This window comes from Tistrella bauzanensis (genome assembly GCF_014636235.1).
Taxonomy (GTDB): domain Bacteria; phylum Pseudomonadota; class Alphaproteobacteria; order Tistrellales; family Tistrellaceae; genus Tistrella; species Tistrella bauzanensis.
This window is the reverse complement of sequence record NZ_BMDZ01000081.1, coordinates 1-17880: the sequence shown is the minus strand read 5'-3', so window position 1 is coordinate 17880 and position 17880 is coordinate 1. Positions and strand designations below refer to the sequence as shown.

At 67.3% G+C, this 17880-nt stretch carries 16 protein-coding genes; 4 read left to right on the top strand and 12 right to left on the bottom strand.

Annotated elements, in window-relative coordinates; translation table 11 throughout:
- The 9 genes from IEW15_RS22245 to IEW15_RS22205 form a co-directional block, all read right to left on the bottom strand.
- The coding region (locus IEW15_RS22245) for a DUF4880 domain-containing protein (RefSeq protein ID WP_408999447.1) at nt 1-603 on the bottom strand (603 nt) is incomplete at its 3' end.
- A 2-nt stretch (nt 604-605) separates the two neighbouring features.
- On the bottom strand, nt 606-1154 hold the full coding sequence (locus IEW15_RS22240; RefSeq protein ID WP_188582101.1) for a sigma-70 family RNA polymerase sigma factor: 549 nt from the start codon (nt 1152-1154) through the stop codon (nt 606-608).
- Between the two features lie 103 nt (nt 1155-1257).
- On the bottom strand, nt 1258-2325 hold the full coding sequence (locus IEW15_RS22235) for a serine hydrolase domain-containing protein (protein WP_229708517.1): 1068 nt from the start codon (nt 2323-2325) through the stop codon (nt 1258-1260).
- Between the two features lie 56 nt (nt 2326-2381).
- On the bottom strand, nt 2382-3767 hold the full coding sequence (locus tag IEW15_RS22230; RefSeq protein ID WP_229708515.1) for an MATE family efflux transporter: 1386 nt from the start codon (nt 3765-3767) through the stop codon (nt 2382-2384).
- 130 nt (nt 3768-3897) lie between these two features.
- On the bottom strand, nt 3898-4722 hold the full coding sequence (locus tag IEW15_RS22225; RefSeq protein WP_188582098.1) for an enoyl-CoA hydratase/isomerase family protein: 825 nt from the start codon (nt 4720-4722) through the stop codon (nt 3898-3900).
- Between the two features lie 24 nt (nt 4723-4746).
- Nucleotides 4747-6327, bottom strand: coding sequence for a class I adenylate-forming enzyme family protein (locus tag IEW15_RS22220; RefSeq protein WP_188582095.1), 1581 nt, complete (start codon nt 6325-6327; stop codon nt 4747-4749).
- A 115-nt stretch (nt 6328-6442) separates the two neighbouring features.
- Complete coding sequence (gene dctP, locus IEW15_RS22215; protein WP_188582093.1) at nt 6443-7549, bottom strand: TRAP transporter substrate-binding protein DctP; 1107 nt, start codon at nt 7547-7549, stop codon at nt 6443-6445.
- A gap of 77 nt (nt 7550-7626) precedes the next feature.
- Nucleotides 7627-8952 (bottom strand): TRAP transporter large permease, encoded by a 1326-nt coding sequence (locus IEW15_RS22210; RefSeq protein ID WP_188582091.1) that lies wholly within the window; start codon nt 8950-8952, stop codon nt 7627-7629.
- On the bottom strand, nt 8949-9449 hold the full coding sequence (locus IEW15_RS22205) for a TRAP transporter small permease subunit (RefSeq protein WP_229708513.1): 501 nt from the start codon (nt 9447-9449) through the stop codon (nt 8949-8951). Before IEW15_RS22205 ends, IEW15_RS22210 begins: the two co-directional genes overlap by 4 nt.
- A gap of 454 nt (nt 9450-9903) precedes the next feature.
- On the opposite strand from IEW15_RS22205, the gene IEW15_RS22200 reads away from it, so the two are divergent.
- Together IEW15_RS22200 and IEW15_RS22195 are read left to right on the top strand one after the other, a co-directional pair.
- A complete protein-coding gene (locus IEW15_RS22200) occupies nt 9904-10536 on the top strand; it encodes a TetR/AcrR family transcriptional regulator (RefSeq protein WP_188582087.1) in 633 nt (210 codons plus the stop codon).
- 579 nt (nt 10537-11115) lie between these two features.
- A complete protein-coding gene (locus IEW15_RS22195) occupies nt 11116-11628 on the top strand; it encodes a siderophore-interacting protein (protein ID WP_229708511.1) in 513 nt (170 codons plus the stop codon).
- A gap of 54 nt (nt 11629-11682) precedes the next feature.
- Here IEW15_RS22195 and IEW15_RS22190 read toward each other — a convergent pair whose 3' ends face one another.
- From IEW15_RS22190 to IEW15_RS22180, 3 genes are all read right to left on the bottom strand, one after another.
- Nucleotides 11683-12537 carry an enoyl-CoA hydratase gene (locus tag IEW15_RS22190; RefSeq protein WP_188582085.1) on the bottom strand — a complete coding sequence of 285 codons (855 nt, stop codon included), beginning with the start codon at nt 12535-12537 and terminating at the stop codon, nt 11683-11685.
- Nucleotides 12538-12804: 267 nt separating this feature from the next.
- Nucleotides 12805-15234, bottom strand: a complete 2430-nt coding sequence (locus IEW15_RS22185; RefSeq protein ID WP_188582084.1) for a penicillin acylase family protein — start codon at nt 15232-15234, stop codon at nt 12805-12807.
- A 148-nt stretch (nt 15235-15382) separates the two neighbouring features.
- On the bottom strand, nt 15383-15568 hold the full coding sequence (locus tag IEW15_RS22180) for a hypothetical protein (RefSeq protein ID WP_188582082.1): 186 nt from the start codon (nt 15566-15568) through the stop codon (nt 15383-15385).
- On the opposite strand from IEW15_RS22180, the gene IEW15_RS22175 reads away from it, so the two are divergent.
- Together IEW15_RS22175 and IEW15_RS22170 are read left to right on the top strand one after the other, a co-directional pair.
- Nucleotides 15568-16521: a phytanoyl-CoA dioxygenase family protein gene (locus tag IEW15_RS22175; RefSeq protein ID WP_188582081.1), complete on the top strand. Its 954-nt coding sequence runs from the start codon at nt 15568-15570 to the stop codon at nt 16519-16521. The two genes, IEW15_RS22180 and IEW15_RS22175, sit on opposite strands and share 1 nt — an antisense overlap.
- Nucleotides 16522-16535: 14 nt before the next feature.
- On the top strand, nt 16536-17880 hold a 1345-nt coding region (locus IEW15_RS22170; RefSeq protein ID WP_188582079.1), incomplete at its 3' end, for an MFS transporter.

Below are 17880 nucleotides of genomic sequence, written 5' to 3'. Positions count from 1 at the left end.
GCCAGGCGCAAACTTGCTACGTGGGACACACAATACCTCATGGCGGCTCTGCAAGCGCGTTAACCTGGACTCGTTGCCCTGGGTGGTGCCCGACAGATCGGCGCGGATCGCCGACCAGCCGGCCAGGGTCACCCGGCTGCCATCGGCCAGATCGAGCGACCTGCGTTCACCATGGCCGGTGGTTTCGGCGCCGGTCAGCAGGGCCGCGATCCGGGCGCCGGCATCCGGGCCGGTGGCCATCCACGCCCCGCCACCGGCTGCCGCGACCACGCCGGCTGCCGCCGCACCGGTCAGCAGCCGGCGGCGGCTGAGCGCCGGTCGCGGTTCGGGTTGCGGTCGCGATTCGGGTTGCGGTCGCGACAAGGGCCGGATGGTTGCACCCGCACCGAAGGCAGTGGCGGTGGCGGTGGCGCCGACATCGTCGAGCAGGGCCTCGGCCTCGATCGCGGCGGCATCATGGGCGGCGCTGGTCGCACGCCAACGGGCGAAATCACCGGCGTCGGCTGCCCCCATACGCACCCGCACCAGCCAGTCGATGGCGGCATCCGAGAGATCGTCGGTCATGGTGTCATTGGCAGTCGCGGGCGCGGATGGCGTGGGCATGGTCACTCTCCACCATCCTCGACCCGGCGTTGCCAGTCGCGGCAATGCCTCAGGGCCTGGGCCACGTATTTGATCACCATGCTTTCCGACACCCCCAGCCGGTGGGCGATCTCGGCCTGGGCCAGCCCCTCGACGCGATGGAGCAGCAGGGCCTGGCGGGGCTTATCAGGCAGCGCCGCCAGGGCCGCGTCAAGCACTCTCAACCGTTCGCGCGCCGCCACGGCCTGGTCGGGCAGGGGTGCTGTGCAGGCGACCGCCAGTGCCTCGGCCTCCTCGCCGTGCTCACGCCGCAGCCGCGCGTCGCGCCGGTGGCCGTCGGTCACCAGATTGACCGCGATCCGCCGCATATAGGCCTGGGGATCATCGACCACGCGTCCCTCGGCCTCGGCGGCCCGGACCCGGAAATACAGATCCTGGATCAGATCCGCCGCCCGGTCGGGATCCCCACACCGCCGGTGCAGAAAACGCAGCAACTCGCCATAGCAGGCCTGGAAGCTCTGCACCAGCCGGCCGCCCTCAACGGACAGCTCTGCGGATTTCGTGGGGGCCATGAGCCGGTTCCGACCTGCGGATGAAAACACGGCGCAGGGTATGTGGCATGCGAGTGATTATCAATCTCGATGATCGATTTTCGCACATGGCCGCTGTGGGGCGTCAGGCGATGGCGGTGACCGCATCGCCGATCAGCCCGTGCAACTCGCGGACATAGCCGGTGCGGCCCGATGGCACGTCGTCATCCGACGTCACCACCGCCACAAGGCCGATATCGGGCACCACATACAGCATCTGGCCGCCATAGCCCCAGCCGTAATGGCCGGTCAGGCCGCCGACCTCGCGCATGAACCAGCCATAGCCATAGGCATCGCCGGTATAGGGAGAGGTGGCGCGCGGCTGCCAGCTTGTGGCGATCCAGTCGGCCGACACCACGCGGTTGCCATCGGCGGTGGTGCCGCCACGCCGGACCATCTGGCCGATGGCCAGCACCGCGCGTGGTGACAGCAGCATCTGATTGCCGCCGAAATAGATCCCCTGCGGGTCGGTCGGCCAGGGCGGGATGGTGATGTCGAGCGGATCGCCCAGCCAGTCGCGGGCGAGTGCAAACGTGCTGCGCCGGGCGGCTTTCGTCAGGATTGCCGACAGCAGATGGGTGTTGCCGGTGGAATAGAGCATGCGCCCGCCCGGTTCGTCGACGAAGTCGCGGGCGAGCGCGAACCGCACCCAGTTGCCGCTTTGCACCCAGCGGCCGTAATTCGGCCCGGATGTCCGCTCCAGCCCGGCCCGCATCGACAGCAGATGGCCGATGGTCAGGTGTGCAAGCCGAGGGTCGGGATCGGCCGGCATCTGATCACCCAGCAGATCGGCCACGCGCTGATCGGTGCCGGTCAGCACGCCCCGGTCGATGGCGATGCCGACCAGCAACGCGATCACGGTCTTGGATAGCGATTTGACGTTCACCGGCCGATCGGTCGTGGGGCCGCGCAGGGCGTGATCGATCAGCACCTCCTCGCCCTGCGCCAGGATCAGGCTGTGCAGGGTGGGAAAGCTGCGGGCCTGATCGATCAGGCGGTCGCGCGCCGCCGCGTCGAACGGGGCCGCGGCTGTGCCGATCGCCGCCCGCAGCGGGCGCGGCAGCGACATCACGCCCACGGTCAGCGCGCCAGCGGCGAAGAGCCGGCGGCGGCTGAGGCCGGGCGCCGGCAGAGGGTCAGGATGGACGATCATGCCTGAAGAACTGGTGCGCGGAGGCGCCGGCGTCAATACGGGGGGCCGGCCGGCGGTCAGACCAGTCTGCGGATCGGCCGGCGCTTCCAGACAAGGTGATAGTAGGCGGCCTGTCCTGCGGCCAGCAGGCAGAAGGCGATCGGATAGGACATCCACACGCCCTCAAGCCCCATGGGCCCTGAGAGATACCAGCCGATCGGCAGGCCGATCAGCAGGATGGCGGTGCCCGAAATGGCGGTTGGCACCAGCACGTCGCCGCTGGCGCGCATCAGGCTGGATGTGGCCATGCCCATGCCATAGATCACCAGCGCCCAGACCACGATGTGCAGCAGGCCGCGCGCCCGCGCCACCACCGCCGGATCGGCCAGAAACAGGCCGAGCAGCGGGCCGGTGAAGATATAGACCAGCACCACCAGCGAGCCGGTGAGCAGCAGGTTGAGCATCAGCGCCGTGCGCAGGATGGCGGGCAGCCGGTCGGTGCGGCCGGCGCCGATCGCCTGCGCTCCGAAGATCGAGGCGGTGATGCCGATCGAGATGGCTGGAAACTGGACGTAATTGATCACCTGGGTGATGGCGCCATAAGACGCCGTCGCATCCGATCCGAAGCGGTTGACCAGCGACAGGATCAGGATTTCCGAGGTCGAGATCAGCACCAGCATCACGCCGGTCGGCAGGCCGATGCGCAGCACCCGGCCCAGCAGCACCCGGTCGATGCCCATCGCCTTCAGAAACACCCGGTCGGGTGCCAGCGGATGGTTGCTGCGCCTGAGATGAGCGGTCATCCAGGTCATGGCGATGGTCATCGAGATCACCGAACCCCAGGCGCCGCCGGTAACGCCGGCGGGCGGCAGGCCGATCCAGCCGCCGATCAAGGCAGGTGTCAGGATCATGCCGATCACGGTCGACAGCCCCAGCGTCTTTAGCGGCGTAATGGTATCGCCGACACCACGCAGCATCGATGTGGCCAGCAGGAACACGAAAACCCCGGGCGCCGCGATCAGCATGATCCGGGCATAGGCGATGGCGTCGGGCAGCACGTCGGGCGGCGTGCCCAGCAGGGTGAGCAGAGACCGGGTCAGCATGCCGCCGAAAATGGCGACCAGCACGCCCATGATCAATACCACGGTCAGCGAGGTGGCGGCGATCGCCTTGATCCGGCTGGCATCACCGGCACCGAAGGCCTGGCCGATCAGGATCGAGGCACCGGCGCCGATGCCGATGATCAGCGAGATCATGAAGAACAGCATGGGAAAGAACGACGTCACCGCGGCAAGGGCGCTGACCCCCAGCATCTGGCCGACATAGATGTTGTTCAGGCTGCCCGACAGGCCCTGCAACAGATTGCTCGCCACCATCGGCACCAGAAAGGCGATGAACGGCTTCCACAATGGCTGGACGGGGGCACCGGGTGAGAACGGCGAGACCCGTTGCCTGCCGCGCATGGGCGCGGCAGGGCGGGGGGTTGTGGGGGCGGACATCCGGAGACCTAGACAGGGGCGATCGCTGACGGAACACGCGGCGTGCCCGACCGACAAGCCCGACGCGGCCGCCAGAGTAGCCGCCCCGATGGCCTCAGGTGAAGCGCGGCGCGCGCTTCTCGACAAAGGCGGTCAGACCTTCCAGCAGATCGGGGCCGCGGGCATAGTCGAGCAGCGCCCGCACCTCGGTCGCCAGCGCATCATCGAGCCCGCGATCACGGGCTCGGGCATGAAGCGCCTTGATCCGCGCCAGACCGTCGGTGCTGTGGCCGGCGATGTGCAGCGCCGTCTGCTGGACATGGGCTTCAAGCTGGTCGCCGGGCAGCACGGCATTGATCAGACCATGGGCCGCCAGTTCCACCGGATCGGCCAGCCGCCCGGTCAGCAGCAGATCGCTTGCCACGTTGAACGGCAGCCGCCGCGACAGCCGCGCGGTGGAGCCGCCGCCGGGGATGACCCCGAACTTCACATGGCCATCGCCGATGCGCGCGCTCGCCGCCGCATAGACCAGATCGGCGGTCAGCATCAGCTCCAGTCCGCCCGCGACCGTGACGCCGTTGACCGCGGCGATCACCGGCCGGCGGAACTGTTCGATGCGGGTGAACATCGCGCGGCCGCGTTCAAGATAGCGGTCGAACCCGTCCAGATCGTCGCCGCCGACCAGTCCCTTGAACAGGGCCAGATCGCCGCCGGCCGAGAATGCCTTGCCGCTGCCGGTGATCACCATCACCCGGAAGCCGGCATCGGCCTCGACCGCGTCGAGCGCGCGGATGAGGCCGGCGGTGAGGTCCAGGCCCAGGGCGTTGCGCCGATCGGGCATGTTCATCCGCACCCAGGCGACAGGGCCGCGGCGTTCCAGCAGCACGGCGCCCTCGGCGAAGCCGTCGACGAAGCCGGCATCGGCAGGTGTGTCGCTCATGTCATTCGCTCCTGATCGGCGCGGTCATGCGCCCTTCAACAATCCACGGGCGGCCAGCAGGGCTTCGACGTCGTGGCGCTTGATCTTGCCGGTGGTCGAGCGCGGGAATTCCTCGTAATCGATGAACACCACCGCCTTGGGCAGCTTGTAGCGCGCGAGGCTGCCGTTCAGCCGCGCCATGATGTCGCAGGCCGTGATGTCGGGACTGGCCGCCACCACCGCCACCGGCACTTCGCCCCAGCGCGCATCGGGCGTGCGGACCACCACCGCCTCGCGCACCGCCGACAGCGACAGGATCAGGCGTTCGATTTCGGCCGGATACACGTTCTCGCCGCCGGATTTGATCAGATATTTGCGCCGGTCGACGAAATCGAGGCTGCCATCGGGATTGCGGACGAACATGTCGCCCATATGGAACCAGCCACCGCGGAAATCGGCCGCGGTCGCCTCCGGATTGTTCCAATAGCCGGAGAACAGCGCCGGCGAGCGCAACGCCACCTCGCCGGGTTCGCCGTCCGGCACCTCGTTGTCGTCGGCATCGACCAGCCGCAGCGCGCAGAGCGCGCTCTGCCGTTTTGATAGCCCCTGTGGCATCTCGCCCACGCCGATCACCGAGGCGGAGGCCGGGGCGGCGCCAGTTTCGGTCGACCCGAAGCTGTTGACATAAGGGGCGTTCAAGGCGCGCGTCACCGCCTGGATCTGGGCCAGCGGCACCAGATCGGCCATGCAGCCGATGATCATCACATCCGGCGAGATCTGGCCGGCCGCCTGCCAGTGGGTGAGAAAATCCTCGATCATGCCCGGCATCAGCACCAGCCAGCCGATCGGCTCGCGGGCCACGACCCGGACGATCGCCTGCGGATCATAGCCGTCGACCACGGTGACCTTGCCGCCGCGGGTCAGGGTTGCCAGCACCTGGTCGGTCGAGACCATGTGGAACAGCGGTGCCCAGGCGACGAAACCGCGGCCGGGCGATAGATGATGATCGATCGCCATCACCCCCGTGCGGGCAATCTCGGCGCGATGGCTGATCAGCGCACCCTTGGGATTGCCGGTGGTGCCGCTGGTGTACAGGATCACCAGCCCGTCCTCGGGTGAGGTCACCGAGGGCAGCTCCGGAACCGGGCCGCCGGTTGCGATCGCCTCGAATTCCGGGCCGAACTCCAGCCGGCGGATGGCGGCCATATCGGCGGTTGCCGCGTCCAGAAGTGCCGTGTGGCGCGGGCTCGCCACCACCAGGGCAGGCTCAACCAGCCCCAGGCAATGGGCCACCTCCGGCACCGCGAGCCGCCAGTTCAGCGCCGACAGGATGGTGCCGGTGGCGGCAGCGGCCAGCAGCAGCTCGACATATTCGGAGCGGTTCTCGGACAGCACGGCAAACCGGTCGCCATGTTTCAGCCCGGCCGCGCCGGTCAGCCAGCCGGCCAGACGCGCGACACGGTCGGCCAGGGTCGCGTAGCTGTGACACACGCCGCCATGCGCGTCGGCCAGGGCCGGGACGTCGGGCGTGCGGCGGCACTGGCGGGCGAACAGCAGATCGATGGTCAGGCCGCCGGCCGCCTGAACCTCGGGAAGCACGACGGCGGGCCTTGAAGACGCAGGCATCTGCACCCTTTCACATACGCGAAGAACCGGCGGCCCATCTGATCCGGCCACCCGCTCGCAGCACGAGCGGGTGGCCGGTGGGCAGCCGTTCAGATACCCCCGCGGGGGTGGCGTGTCAGCCCGCGCAGGACTTCAGCTTGTCGACATCCGGCAGCGTCTTCAGGTTGCGTCCCATGGCGAATTCACCCGCCATGCCGCGCCATTCGGCATAATCGGCCATGAACGTCACCTGCGATGCGGCGATCTTGGCGAAGAGCGGATTGGCGCAGGCCTCCTCGACCAGAGCCTGATTGGAAATCTCCTGAAGCCGGGCGACGTCGGCGTCGGGCAGTTGTACGACCTCGGTGCCACTTTTCTTGAACTTGCGCACCGCCGCCACGGCATCATGTTCGAAATAGCCCAGCGACCAGGTGAGAGTGGCGTCGGCGGCGATCTTCAACTTCTCCTGAACGTCCTTGGGCAGCTTGTCCCAGAAGTCCTTGTTGATCATCACGCCGGTCATCGAGCCCGGCTGATGCCAGCCCGGCGTCATCCAGTATTGCGTGACCTCTTGAAGTCCCATGCCGAAATCGACGCCGGGGCCAGAGAATTCGGCGGCATCGACCACGCCGCGCTCCAGCGCCTGATAGACCTCGCCGCCGGCGATCTGGGTCTGGGCGGCGCCCAGACGCTTCAGGATCTCGCCCTGCGCGCGGCCCGACATGCGGATGCGTTTGCCGTTCATGTCGTCGAGGGTCGGGATCGGGCTCTTGGCGCGCAAGCCGGATTCCATCGACACCACGGCATAGGGCAGATAGACCATGCCGAACTTGCCGTAGGCTTCCTGGAAGGCATCGAAGCCGCCCCATTGCTGGGTCCACAGGATATAGTCGGCGGCGGTGAACAGCATGGGATAGCTGCCAAGCAGGCCGAACGCCGAATCCTTGCCCGCCCAGTATCCGGGCCAGTCGGCCGAGGCACTGATCGTGTTGCTCTGCACCGCATCAAAGACCTGGGTGGATGGCACCAGCGTGTTACCCTCGAAGAACTGGATCTTCAGGTCATCTCCGGTCAGCTTGTTGGCGATCTCGACGAATTTCTTGTCGCCTTCGATCAGGTTGATGCCGCTGGTCCAGGTGGTGGTCATCTGCATGGTGGTCTGCGCCATGGCGGCGCCGGCCGAGAGGGTGAGCGCCGTGGCGCCGAGCAGCAGCCCGAGGCCGCGGCTGATGGTGGTCGACATGGGGTGTTTCCTCCGAGGCGTCCATTTGTTGTGGACTTGTTGTGGACGGCTTTATCGTTGGTGTCGGTGCGACGGCATCAGCCGATCCGGCCGGGCAGCCAGGTGACGATGCCGGGGAAGACGGCGCACAGCCCGATCACGCCAAGGATGATCAGCACGAAGGGCACGACGCCGCGATAGATGTGCATGGTGGTGATGCCGGGGGGCGCCACGCCCTTCAGATAGAACAGCGCATAACCGACCGGGGGCGTCAGGAACGAGGTCTGCAGGCAGATCGCGATCATCATCACGAACCACAGCTTGTCGAAGCCCAGCGTGGCCGCGATCGGCAGGAAGATCGGGAAGCAGATCAGGATCACGCCCAGCCAGTCGAGGAACATCCCGGCGATGAACACCGCGAACATCAGCAGCGCGAACGTGCCCCAGCGGCCGATCTCAAGATCATTGAAGAACGACTGCACCACGCCCATGCCGCCGCCGGCGACGAAGATGCCCGTGAAGGCGGTGGCGCCGATGGCCACGAACATCACCATCGCGGTGGTGACGCCGGTTTCCAGCACCGCGACCTTCAGCATCCGCAAGTTGAACCGGCCATAGGCGATGATGATCAGAAGCGCGATCAGGGCGCCGATCGATGCGGCCTCCGTGACCGTGGCGATGCCGGCGAAGATCGAGCCGAGCACGCCCAGGATCAGCAGCATGGTCGGCGCCACTTCCTTCAGCAGCATCAGCAGCAGGCGGCCGGTGGAGGTCTGCGCGCGTTCCTCGGGCGAGACCGGCGGGCCGTATTCCGGGCGGATCCAGCACAGGATACCGGCATAAAGCGCATAGCACACCGCCAGCAGCAGCCCGGGGATCAGGGCGGCCGCGAACAGCTTGCCAACCGAGAGCGAGGCATAGCCGCCCATCACCACCAGCATGATGCTGGGCGGGATCAGAATGCCCAGGCTGCCGCCGGCGGCGATGGCGCCGGTGCTGGTTTCCTTGCGATAGCCATAGGCCATCATCGCCGGCAGGGCCAGCACACCCATTACCGCCAGCGACGCGCCGACCATGCCGGTGGTGGCGGCCAGCAGCACCGAGATGATGATGACCGCGAAATTCAGCCCGCCGGGGATGGGGCCGAACAACAGGCGCAGGGTATGGAACAGCCGGTCGGTGATGCCGCTGTCGCTGAGCAGGCGCGCCATGAACACGAAGATCGGGATCGCGACCATCACATAGCTGTCGGCCAGGCCCCAGACCCGGTTGATGACGATGCCGAAGGCCTGGATGCCGGGGCCGATGGCGGCGAACAGCACGGCCAGCCCGCCCAGCACGAAAGCGAGCGGATGGCCCAGCAGCAGGCCGGCCAGCAGGCCCGCAAACATCAGGATGGTGAAGAGTTCGGGGGACAGGGTCATCGGATCAGCGCCCCCCCGATCCGGGCAAGTCCCTGGCCGATGCAGCGGATGAATTCCGCCAAGCCCTGGATCAGCAGCAGCACGGTGCCGGCAAAGAACAGGGTCTTGATCGGATAGACCGGCAGCGCCGCGACACCGGGCGAGGTTTCATAGATCGCCCAGGATTTCAGCATGAAATCCCAGCTCCACAGCACCATCACCAGGGCGAAGGGAAAGAAGAACACCAGCCAGCCCAGCAGGTCCATCACCAGACCCAGACGCGGGCCCGCATGCTCCCGCAGGATGTCGACGCCAACATGGCCGCCGCTGCGCATCAGGGTATAGCCGCCAAGCAGCAGGAAATGGGCTGCATAGAGCTGGACGGTGGCATCGAACGCCCATAGCGTCGCCCGTCCGGCCAGCAGCCGCAGCGCCACATCCATGATGGTCACCGCCACCATCACCGGCACCAGCCACACCGCCACCAGGGCGACCGCCGTGTTGAGACGGTCGGCCATCTTCAGGACGCTGCCGCCCCCGGCGGCCGGACCTGCGCGCGGCACCGCGCTCATGCCGTCCCCGCATCGGCTGCGGGGGCCGCGATCACGATCTCCATCTGTTTCCTCCCGAACGATCCGCCCGTTGGCCGGGCTGTCCCCGGGGTTTCATCGCCGGCCTGTCGGGTGTCACGCGCGGCCATCGATCCCTGCCAACCAGCAGGATCCTGACGCATGCGGAAACCCAGGCGACCGAAAAGAAAACCCATGGGTTTTCCATGGGTAATGTCTGGTACCATCGAAGTCAAGCCACAGGTCATATTCCGGCAGGCCGACGGCGTGCATGGCGATGCGGCAGCCGCCGGCCGCACCCGTGCGGCGGTGATCGGCGGCTTTTGCGGCGCAAGACAGACGCTTGCCGGGCGCGTAGTATCCGGCGCGCCAGAACCGGACAAGACAGGGAGACGACGCCGAGATGCGGGACGACGTTCGGGAGTTCAAACGCGCGCTGATCATCCGAATGGCGGCCGATCTGTTCTTCACTCAAGGGTATGCCCGCACCAAGCTGGATGATCTGGCCGAACGGCTGTCGATGTCGAAGGCGTCGATCTATGACCACTTCACCGGCAAGACCCAGATCCTGTCGACGATCTGCGAACGGTCGGTGGAGATGTCGCTGGATCTGGTGCAGCGGGTGGCGGCAACGCCGCTGGATCCGGTGGGCAAGATCGCCGCGGTCGCCCATGGCTTCACCGGCGTGGTGCTGGACAATCAGCAGCACATTGCCATCCATGCCCGCGAGCAGAGCCATCTGCCGGATGACAGCCGCATCCGCATCAACGAGATGCAGCGCGCCTTCGACGGCATCCTGACCGGCATCATCGCCGACGGCATCGCCGATGGCAGCCTGCGTGTGGCGGATGTCCGCGTCACCGCGCTGGCGCTCGCCGGCATGATCATCTGGGCGCATAGCTGGTATCGCCCCGACGGCCGCATCGCGCCGGCCCGCATCGCCGAAGGCATGGTTCGCAATGCCCTCGCCATGGTCGGCGCCGAAGCCGAAGCCGATCAGGTGCTGGCGCAATTGCGGTTCACCGGGCTGGTATAGAGCAGATCCCGATCAGGTGGAACCACCTGATCGGGTAAAGATGCTCGATAAACGAATAACTTAGAGTGATTTTCGTGAACCAGACGGCGCGAAAATCGCTCCAGGCTGCCCGACCGTCGGACGGCCGTTCAGCCGTATGGTCGTTCAGCCGTATGGTCGTTCACATCGGCCGGACGAATCTGGTTTGTCCAAAAATCGCAAGACAATGTCACGTTTGCGGAATGTGGCCGGGGCCGCCACTCGCTAATCTGATGCCAACGGTTCGATCGGCGCGCGTGGCAGGATCAGGCGATCCGCACGACGGTGCCGCTGCCGTCGCGCTGAAAGGAACGAGGCTTTGACCCAGGCAGCAGATGTGTCGCAGCGTGCCGCCCCGCCGCCCCGCCGCCCGGCCGGGTGACCCGAACATTGATCCGCTGGCTGATGCGTCCGGCGCGTGTCGCCGCTGTCGAGATGCCGGCACCCCGATTCCGGCTGATCGATCTGGAGGGAGAGGCGCTCAAGGCCGTTGCCTGGGTGCCCGGTCAGAAGATTCAGATCGCGATGGGATCCGGTCTCAGCTCACGGACGTATACGCCGATGTCCTGGGATGCCGAACGCGGCCGGACCCGCCTGCTCGCCTTTGCCCATGGCGATGGTCCAGGCAGCCTTTGGGCCAGTGGCCTTGGTGCAGGCGACACCTGCGCCTTCGTCGGACCGCGCCGGTCGCTGGATCTGTCCGAGATCGGAACGCCGGTGGTTCTGTTCGGCGACGAAACCTCGTTCGCGCTGGCGGCGGCCCTTCACCACGGTCCGCATGCGGCCGGTGTGCGCTATCTGCTTGAAGTATCGAACCTGGCCGAGGCACAGACCGTGCTGGCAGCCATCGGGCTCGGCACGGCCACGGCGATCGGGCGTGCCGCCGATGACAGCCATCTGACGGCGATCGAGGCCGAGTTGTTGCGGCTGGCCGCAGGCCGTACCGATATCATTCTGACCGGCAAGGCATCCTCGATCCAGCGTCTGAGCCGCGCCTTGAAGACGGCGGGCGTGGCCGCGTCGCGGATAAGGGCCAAGGCCTATTGGGCGCCGGGCAAGGTGGGGCTGGACTAGCCCCCCTTGCCGGGCACTGCCCGTGATGGGATCACGCCACCGTCAGATGAAGGCTCAGCGCCCGGTGAAGGCCGGCGCGCGCTTCTCGACGAAGTGGTTGACGCCCTCGCGGAAGTCTTCGGTGTGGAAGCTGTCTTCCATTGCCCGGTTGGCGTCGTTCCAGGCCTCGGCCAGCGACTGGAACATGCCGGTATGGACCTGCTGCTTGATCACGCCGATCGAGCGCGGCGACGAGGCGGTAACGAGGTCGCGGGCATAGCTGGTGACCGCGTCGAGGAAGCCCTCGGCCGGCAGGCGGCGGACCAGACCCAGACGCTCGGCCTCGGCGGCATCGACCAGACGGCCCGAGAACAGCAGGTCGAGCGCGTTCATGTTGCCGATCAGCCGCGGCAGCATCCACGAGCTGCCATGTTCCGCGATCAGGCCGCGGCGGGCGAAGGCGGTGGTCAGACGCGCGCCCTCGGCCATGAAGCGCAGATCGGTGAACAGCACCATGCACAGCCCGATGCCGGCCAGCGGTCCGTTGATCGCGGCGATGATCGGCTTGCGGACCTTCAGCATGTAGCTGAATTTCTGGTCGAAATCATCCGACGGCGTCGCCTCGGCCGCCTCACGCGGGGCGGCGCTGCCCTGGCTGGCGACGGCGCCGCTGAGCAGGCCCATATCGGCGCCGGCGCAAAAGCCACGGCCGGCGCCGGTGATGACGATGGCGCGCACGGCATCATCGGCTTCGGCACGCAGCAGCGCGTCGCGCATCTCGTCTTCCATCACCTGGGTCCAGGCGTTCAGTCGATCGGGCCGGTTCAGGGTGATCGTTGCGACCCGGTCGGCCACGTCGTAGAGGATATCGCTATAGGCGGCGGTCTGGCTGGCGGTGGCCGGACTGGCGGTCGTTTGTGTCGCGGGCATGGGGGAGGCTTTCCTCTCGGGTTCCGATCGGCAGGCGGTGAAGTCAAACGGCAATCGAAACGGCAGCAGACAAGAACCGGGAGGGTCGGTGCACGGATGATCGCGGCCTGACCAGATCACCTGAAAGATCTGGAACAGTGTTTGGAATACAGAAGGATTGACCATGGGCCGGTGCATGGCCCGGCCATGATCTGGCGGCGCTGTTGCTTTTTCTGGGCGGACATGTCCGCACTTGGCGATGAAAGTCTACGGCACATGCGGATGTGGTCAAGACGCTTGCGGTGTCGGCACCAGATGAATGACCAGTTCGGTCGCGGCATCCACCGCCTCGGCGCTGTAGAGCAGGGGCAGAAGCGACGCCTCCGCCCAGACCCCGGCATGGTCGGCGTAATGCGCCGAGGCCGGATCGCCCGACTGACCGGGGGCGTTGACGAAGCGGCTGGCATCCCAGTTGCCGACATCGGCGACCATGCGGAAGGATGCGCCGATGATCAGCCGGCCATCGGGGCGATAAGTGGTGTTCATCACCGTGGCGCCCGATCCGCCGACCGGCAGCGGCCCGATATCCAAACGATCGGTGCCCATGGCACCGGCGGCGTCGATGCGGGACAGCGGGTGTTCGAAATAGCCGTGATGGACGCATCCCCAGTCCCAGGCGGCGGTGTCGTCGCCGAAACGGTCGCGGCATTCGGCGACGGCGGCGCTGAGTGTCGGCAGCAGGCAGGCATCACGGCACCTGGCGTCGTCATCGATATGGTCGAGCAGGGTTTCCGGGTCGCCGGGCTCGATCAATTGCCGCAGCACCGGGTCGGCGGTGGCGCGGTCGAGCAGGGCCGGGCGCAGATGCCGTTGCCACCAGATCTCGAACACCAGCGCCGCCGGTGTGGCCAGGGTCAGACGATGATCCCAGCCGGTCAGCAGATCCAGGCCCAGGCGGGTGTCGGCATCGACCGTGCCCGCCGCCGCGGCGGCGGCCGGCAGGTGGCGGCAGATGCGCGTCGCCGGCTCGGACCAGACATCGCCCTGAAGGGCTGCGGCCGTGTCGACATCCTGTGCGGCATCGCTCGACAGGACATGGCGGATGCGGGTTGCCCTGAACGGCTCCAGCCATTCGAAGCCGAAGCCCCGGTCGCGCGCCGGGCCGTCTGGCAGGTTCATCTCGTTGGCGGTGGCGACGAAGCCCGCGGTCGGATCGATGCTGCGCGGCAGATCCGCCGGATCATGAAAGCCCGACCAGTCGTAACGACCATCGCCAGGCACCGGCAGCAGCCCGTCGGAGGCCGGCCGCACCGGCAGTTTCGCGGCAACGATCCAGGCGATCTGGCCATCGATATCGGCATAGACATGATTGGTCGACGGCACCGACCAGCTTGCCAGCGCCGCTGCATAGTCTTCGGGGCTGCGGACATGGCGATAGCCAAGGCTGGCCAGATAGGGCGCGCTGCCCGGTTCCGACCACACGGTGCGGACCGCGAAGGCGCGGCGACGCGGGCCGTCCTCGAAGATCACCGGACCATGGGCCGTGAAGCGCAGATCGACCACAGCGGCGGGGAAACCGCGGACCGGAATCGTCTCGCGCACCACCGTCATCCGCGCCCAGTCGTCGCCGCGTCGATAGAGATCGGGGTCGATGGCACTGGTCTCGCAGACGAACAGATCTTCCTGATCGGCCGGGAAGATGGTCAGCGCGAAGGCGGCATGGCCGTTATGGCCGATGGCGATGCCCGGCATCGCCGGCTCGCCGGCACCGATGATGTCGAGTCCCGGCGCCGTCAGATGCGCCACATAGCGCAGCGACGGCAGGCCATAGGCGCGATGCGGGTCGCTGGCCAGCAGCGGCCGGCCGGTGGCGGTGCGATGGCCGGCAACCGCCCAGTTGTTCGAGCCCTCGACCGTCGGGATCGGCATGCCCTCGGGCACGGACACCACCTCGCCCAGCCCATCGACCCGCGACCAGCGTTCGGCCTGATCGGGGGTCGCCGCCAGCCGCTCGGCATCGAAGGTGACCGGCGCGGTCGCCAGCAGAAACGCATCCAGCACCCGCGGTCCGATATCCTCAGGGTCCAGCCCGTCGGGCACGGCGATGTCATGGGCGGGGGCGATCGAGCGGCGGGCAAGGTCGATGGCCAGCGCCGCCGCATCGTCGGCGGCGGCACCCGCATCCCCGGCCAGACGCCGGGCGCGGACCAGCAGCCGGGCCCGCATCACCTCGGAGGTCAGATTGCGCACCAGGGCATGGCTGCGGATGCGGACCACATCCTCGGGTGCCCAGCGCGCCGGGCGGGTGTCCGTGGCCCCGAATTCCGGCGGCAATAGCGACGGGTCGGCCTCGGTCACGGCGACATAGGCGTTGATGCCATCGGTGAAGGCGGTCACGATATCGCGAAGCCCCGGCACACCATAGGCAGCCCATTCCGCCGCCATGTCGCCGCGATACAGAAACAACCGTGCCGCCCGGTCCTGCGCCAGATAGCCGGGGCCGAAATCGGCGGTCAGCAGGCCCAGCCCGCGCTTGCGCCAGATGTCGATCTGCCACAACCGGTCGCGGGCGGCGTTGAAGCCCTGAACCATGAAGGCGTCGCGCTCCGACGACGCCCGGATATGCGGCACGCCATACCGGTCGACACGGATCTCTGCCGGCGCATCCAGCCCGGGCAGCGGAATGGTGGCGGGAAGCTGGCGGCGTGGCAGCGGCATCGGGCTTACATCCTCGGGTACGGCCTCAGGCGCGGGCGGTTCGGTGGCGTCGAGTGGCGCATATCCGGGCACGGCCCGTCAACTGGTCTGGCTTGACCATAACTAATAGTTGAATAACAACATATTTTGTGCTGTCATCGGCGCGAAATCAATCGCCTGAGACATCGTTCGAACGCCACCGGGCCTGCCGCCGGCGGGCCCCTTTCCGGAACGGGATGCAAGACGATGGATGCACAGACGACAGACCGGCCAGCGACAGACCGGCCAGCGACAGACCGGCCAGCGACAGACCGGCCAGCGACAGACCGGCCAGCGACAGACCGGCCAGCGACATTGGCGCGCGCCGCGGCGGATATCCCGCCGGCCGATCAGGCACCCGATCGCGTGCTGGTCAACCCGATCCCGCTGACCGCCGACGACATCGCGGGATTTCGCGACAAGGGCTATATCAGGCTGCGCGGTCTGCTGACGCCCGACTGCACCGAGGCGCTGCGCGCCCAGGCGCTGGAAACCGTGGTTGCCGCCCGCGATATCGGCGCCACTTATGGCGACACCTTCCGGCGCCTGACCTATGCGCTGGGCGAGACCGCGATCTTCAAGTCGGTCTATACCGCCCGCGCCTTCCGCAAGACCCTGGGCACGCTGACCGGCACAAGGCTGATCATGACCGAGGCCCAGGGCTTCGAGCTGAACAGCGAGCGCAACGGCTTTCCGTGGCATTACGGCTCGCTGTCGTTCCGCTTCATACGGCCGCAGGATATGGGCTACAGCATCTGGATTCCGCTCGACCCGATCGACCCGGCGGGGCAGGGCGGGGGCATGGCCTATATCCCCGAGACGCTGTTCTCGGCGCGCGGCAACTTCCAGATGTCGAGCCTGCTGTCGGCCCGCCTGATCGCGGGGGAGCCGATCGAGGATATCTCGGCGGCGCTGTTCAAGGTGTATGACGAGAACAGCATTCTGATGACCGAGCTGTTCGAGGCCCATAAGGACGAGGACGCCTTCGACGTGGGAGACGCCTTTCTGTTCAACAAGAATGTCTGGCATCGCAGCAGCCCGCTGAAACCCGGCCCGATGGCCTCGCGTCTGGCGGTGAACATGCGCTTCATCGACTGGCGCGCGCGGCTCGACAAGGTGATGTTCGAAGGCGAGGCCGCGACCGGCGGCGGGGTCGGCATGGGCGCCAACTGGGGCGTGCAGAAACAGACCACCTATGGCGCGCAATTCACCGACATCGATCATGGTGATGAAATCCGGGATTCCCGCTTTTGCGGCATGATCATCTGATGCGGCGGGGGCCCATGGTCATCGCCCTGGTGTTCCTGCCCTTCATGACCGCCTATCTGCTGTCCGAGATGTTTCGCAACGTCAACGGGGTGGTCGGGCGGATCCTGCGGGCCGAACTGGGCATCGGACCTGAGCAACTGGGATTGCTGACGGCGGTGTTCCTGGCGGCCATCGCCGGGTCGCAGATCTTCGTCGGCGTGGCGCTGGACCGCTATGGCCCCAGGCGTGTGGTCGGCAGCCTGATGCTGATCGCCGCCGCCGGCGCGGTGCTGTTCGCCGCCGATGATTTCGGCCGCATGGTGGCCGGCCGGTTTCTGATCGGGCTGGGCATGGCCGCGTGCTGGGCGGCGGCGTTCAAGGCGAACGCCACATGGTTCCGGCCGGAACGGCTGGCCCTGGCCAACAGTGCCACGCTGGGTCTGGCGGGGCTGGGGGCGCTGGCCGCCACCCTGCCCACCGAATTGATCATCGCCCGCACCCATTGGCACAATGTGTTCTTCGGCTTGGCGGCCATCGCCGCGGTGCTGGCGGCGGTGATCTGGCTGGTGGTGCCGGAACCGCGTGCGGATGCCGCGCGCGGCGCCACCGACCATGCCTCGATCGGCGACGCCTTTCGCGGCCTGCTGGCCATCGCCACCAGCCGGGTGTTCTGGAAGATCGGCCCGGTCTCGTTTCTGGCGCAAGGCGTGTGGCTGGCCTATCAGGGCCTGTGGGCGGGGGCGTGGATGGCGGATGTAGACCGGCTGGCGCCGGTGCCGGCGGCCACCACCCTGATGTGGCTGGCCATGGCGATCGTGGCCGGGCAACTGGGTTTCGGCCTGATCGCCGACCGCCTGCAACGCCGCGGCATCAGCCTGTGGACCACCATGGCCGCCACCACCACCGGCTTCGTCGTGGTTCAGGCAATGCTGCTGCTGGCACCCTCGCCCGGCGTGTCACGCGCACTGTGGATCGCCTATGGCCTGTTCACCGCCGGGCCGATCTTCACCTATGCGCTGCTGTCGCTGGCGCTGCCATCGGCCTTGTCGGGGCGGGCGATCAGCCTTCTGAACCTGTTCGCCACCCTGGCCGGTTTCGTCCTGCAATATGGGGTGGGCGTGATCATCGAAGGCTGGTCGCCGCTGGCCGAGGGGCCCCATCTTGACGGGCATTACCCCGCCGACGCCCACCGCACCGCGCTGGGCGTGATGGTGGCCATGCAGGGCGTGGCGCTGGTGTGGATGCTGTGGCCGGGATGGCGGCCACAGCCGGCGGCTAGAGGAAATTCCGTTCGCTCTGGAGGCTGTTGCCGAATGCCCGCTACCCATGGTTTGACGCCGTCTGCTGACGGCTTGGGAGCTTGGCGGGGGTCTCGCGCGG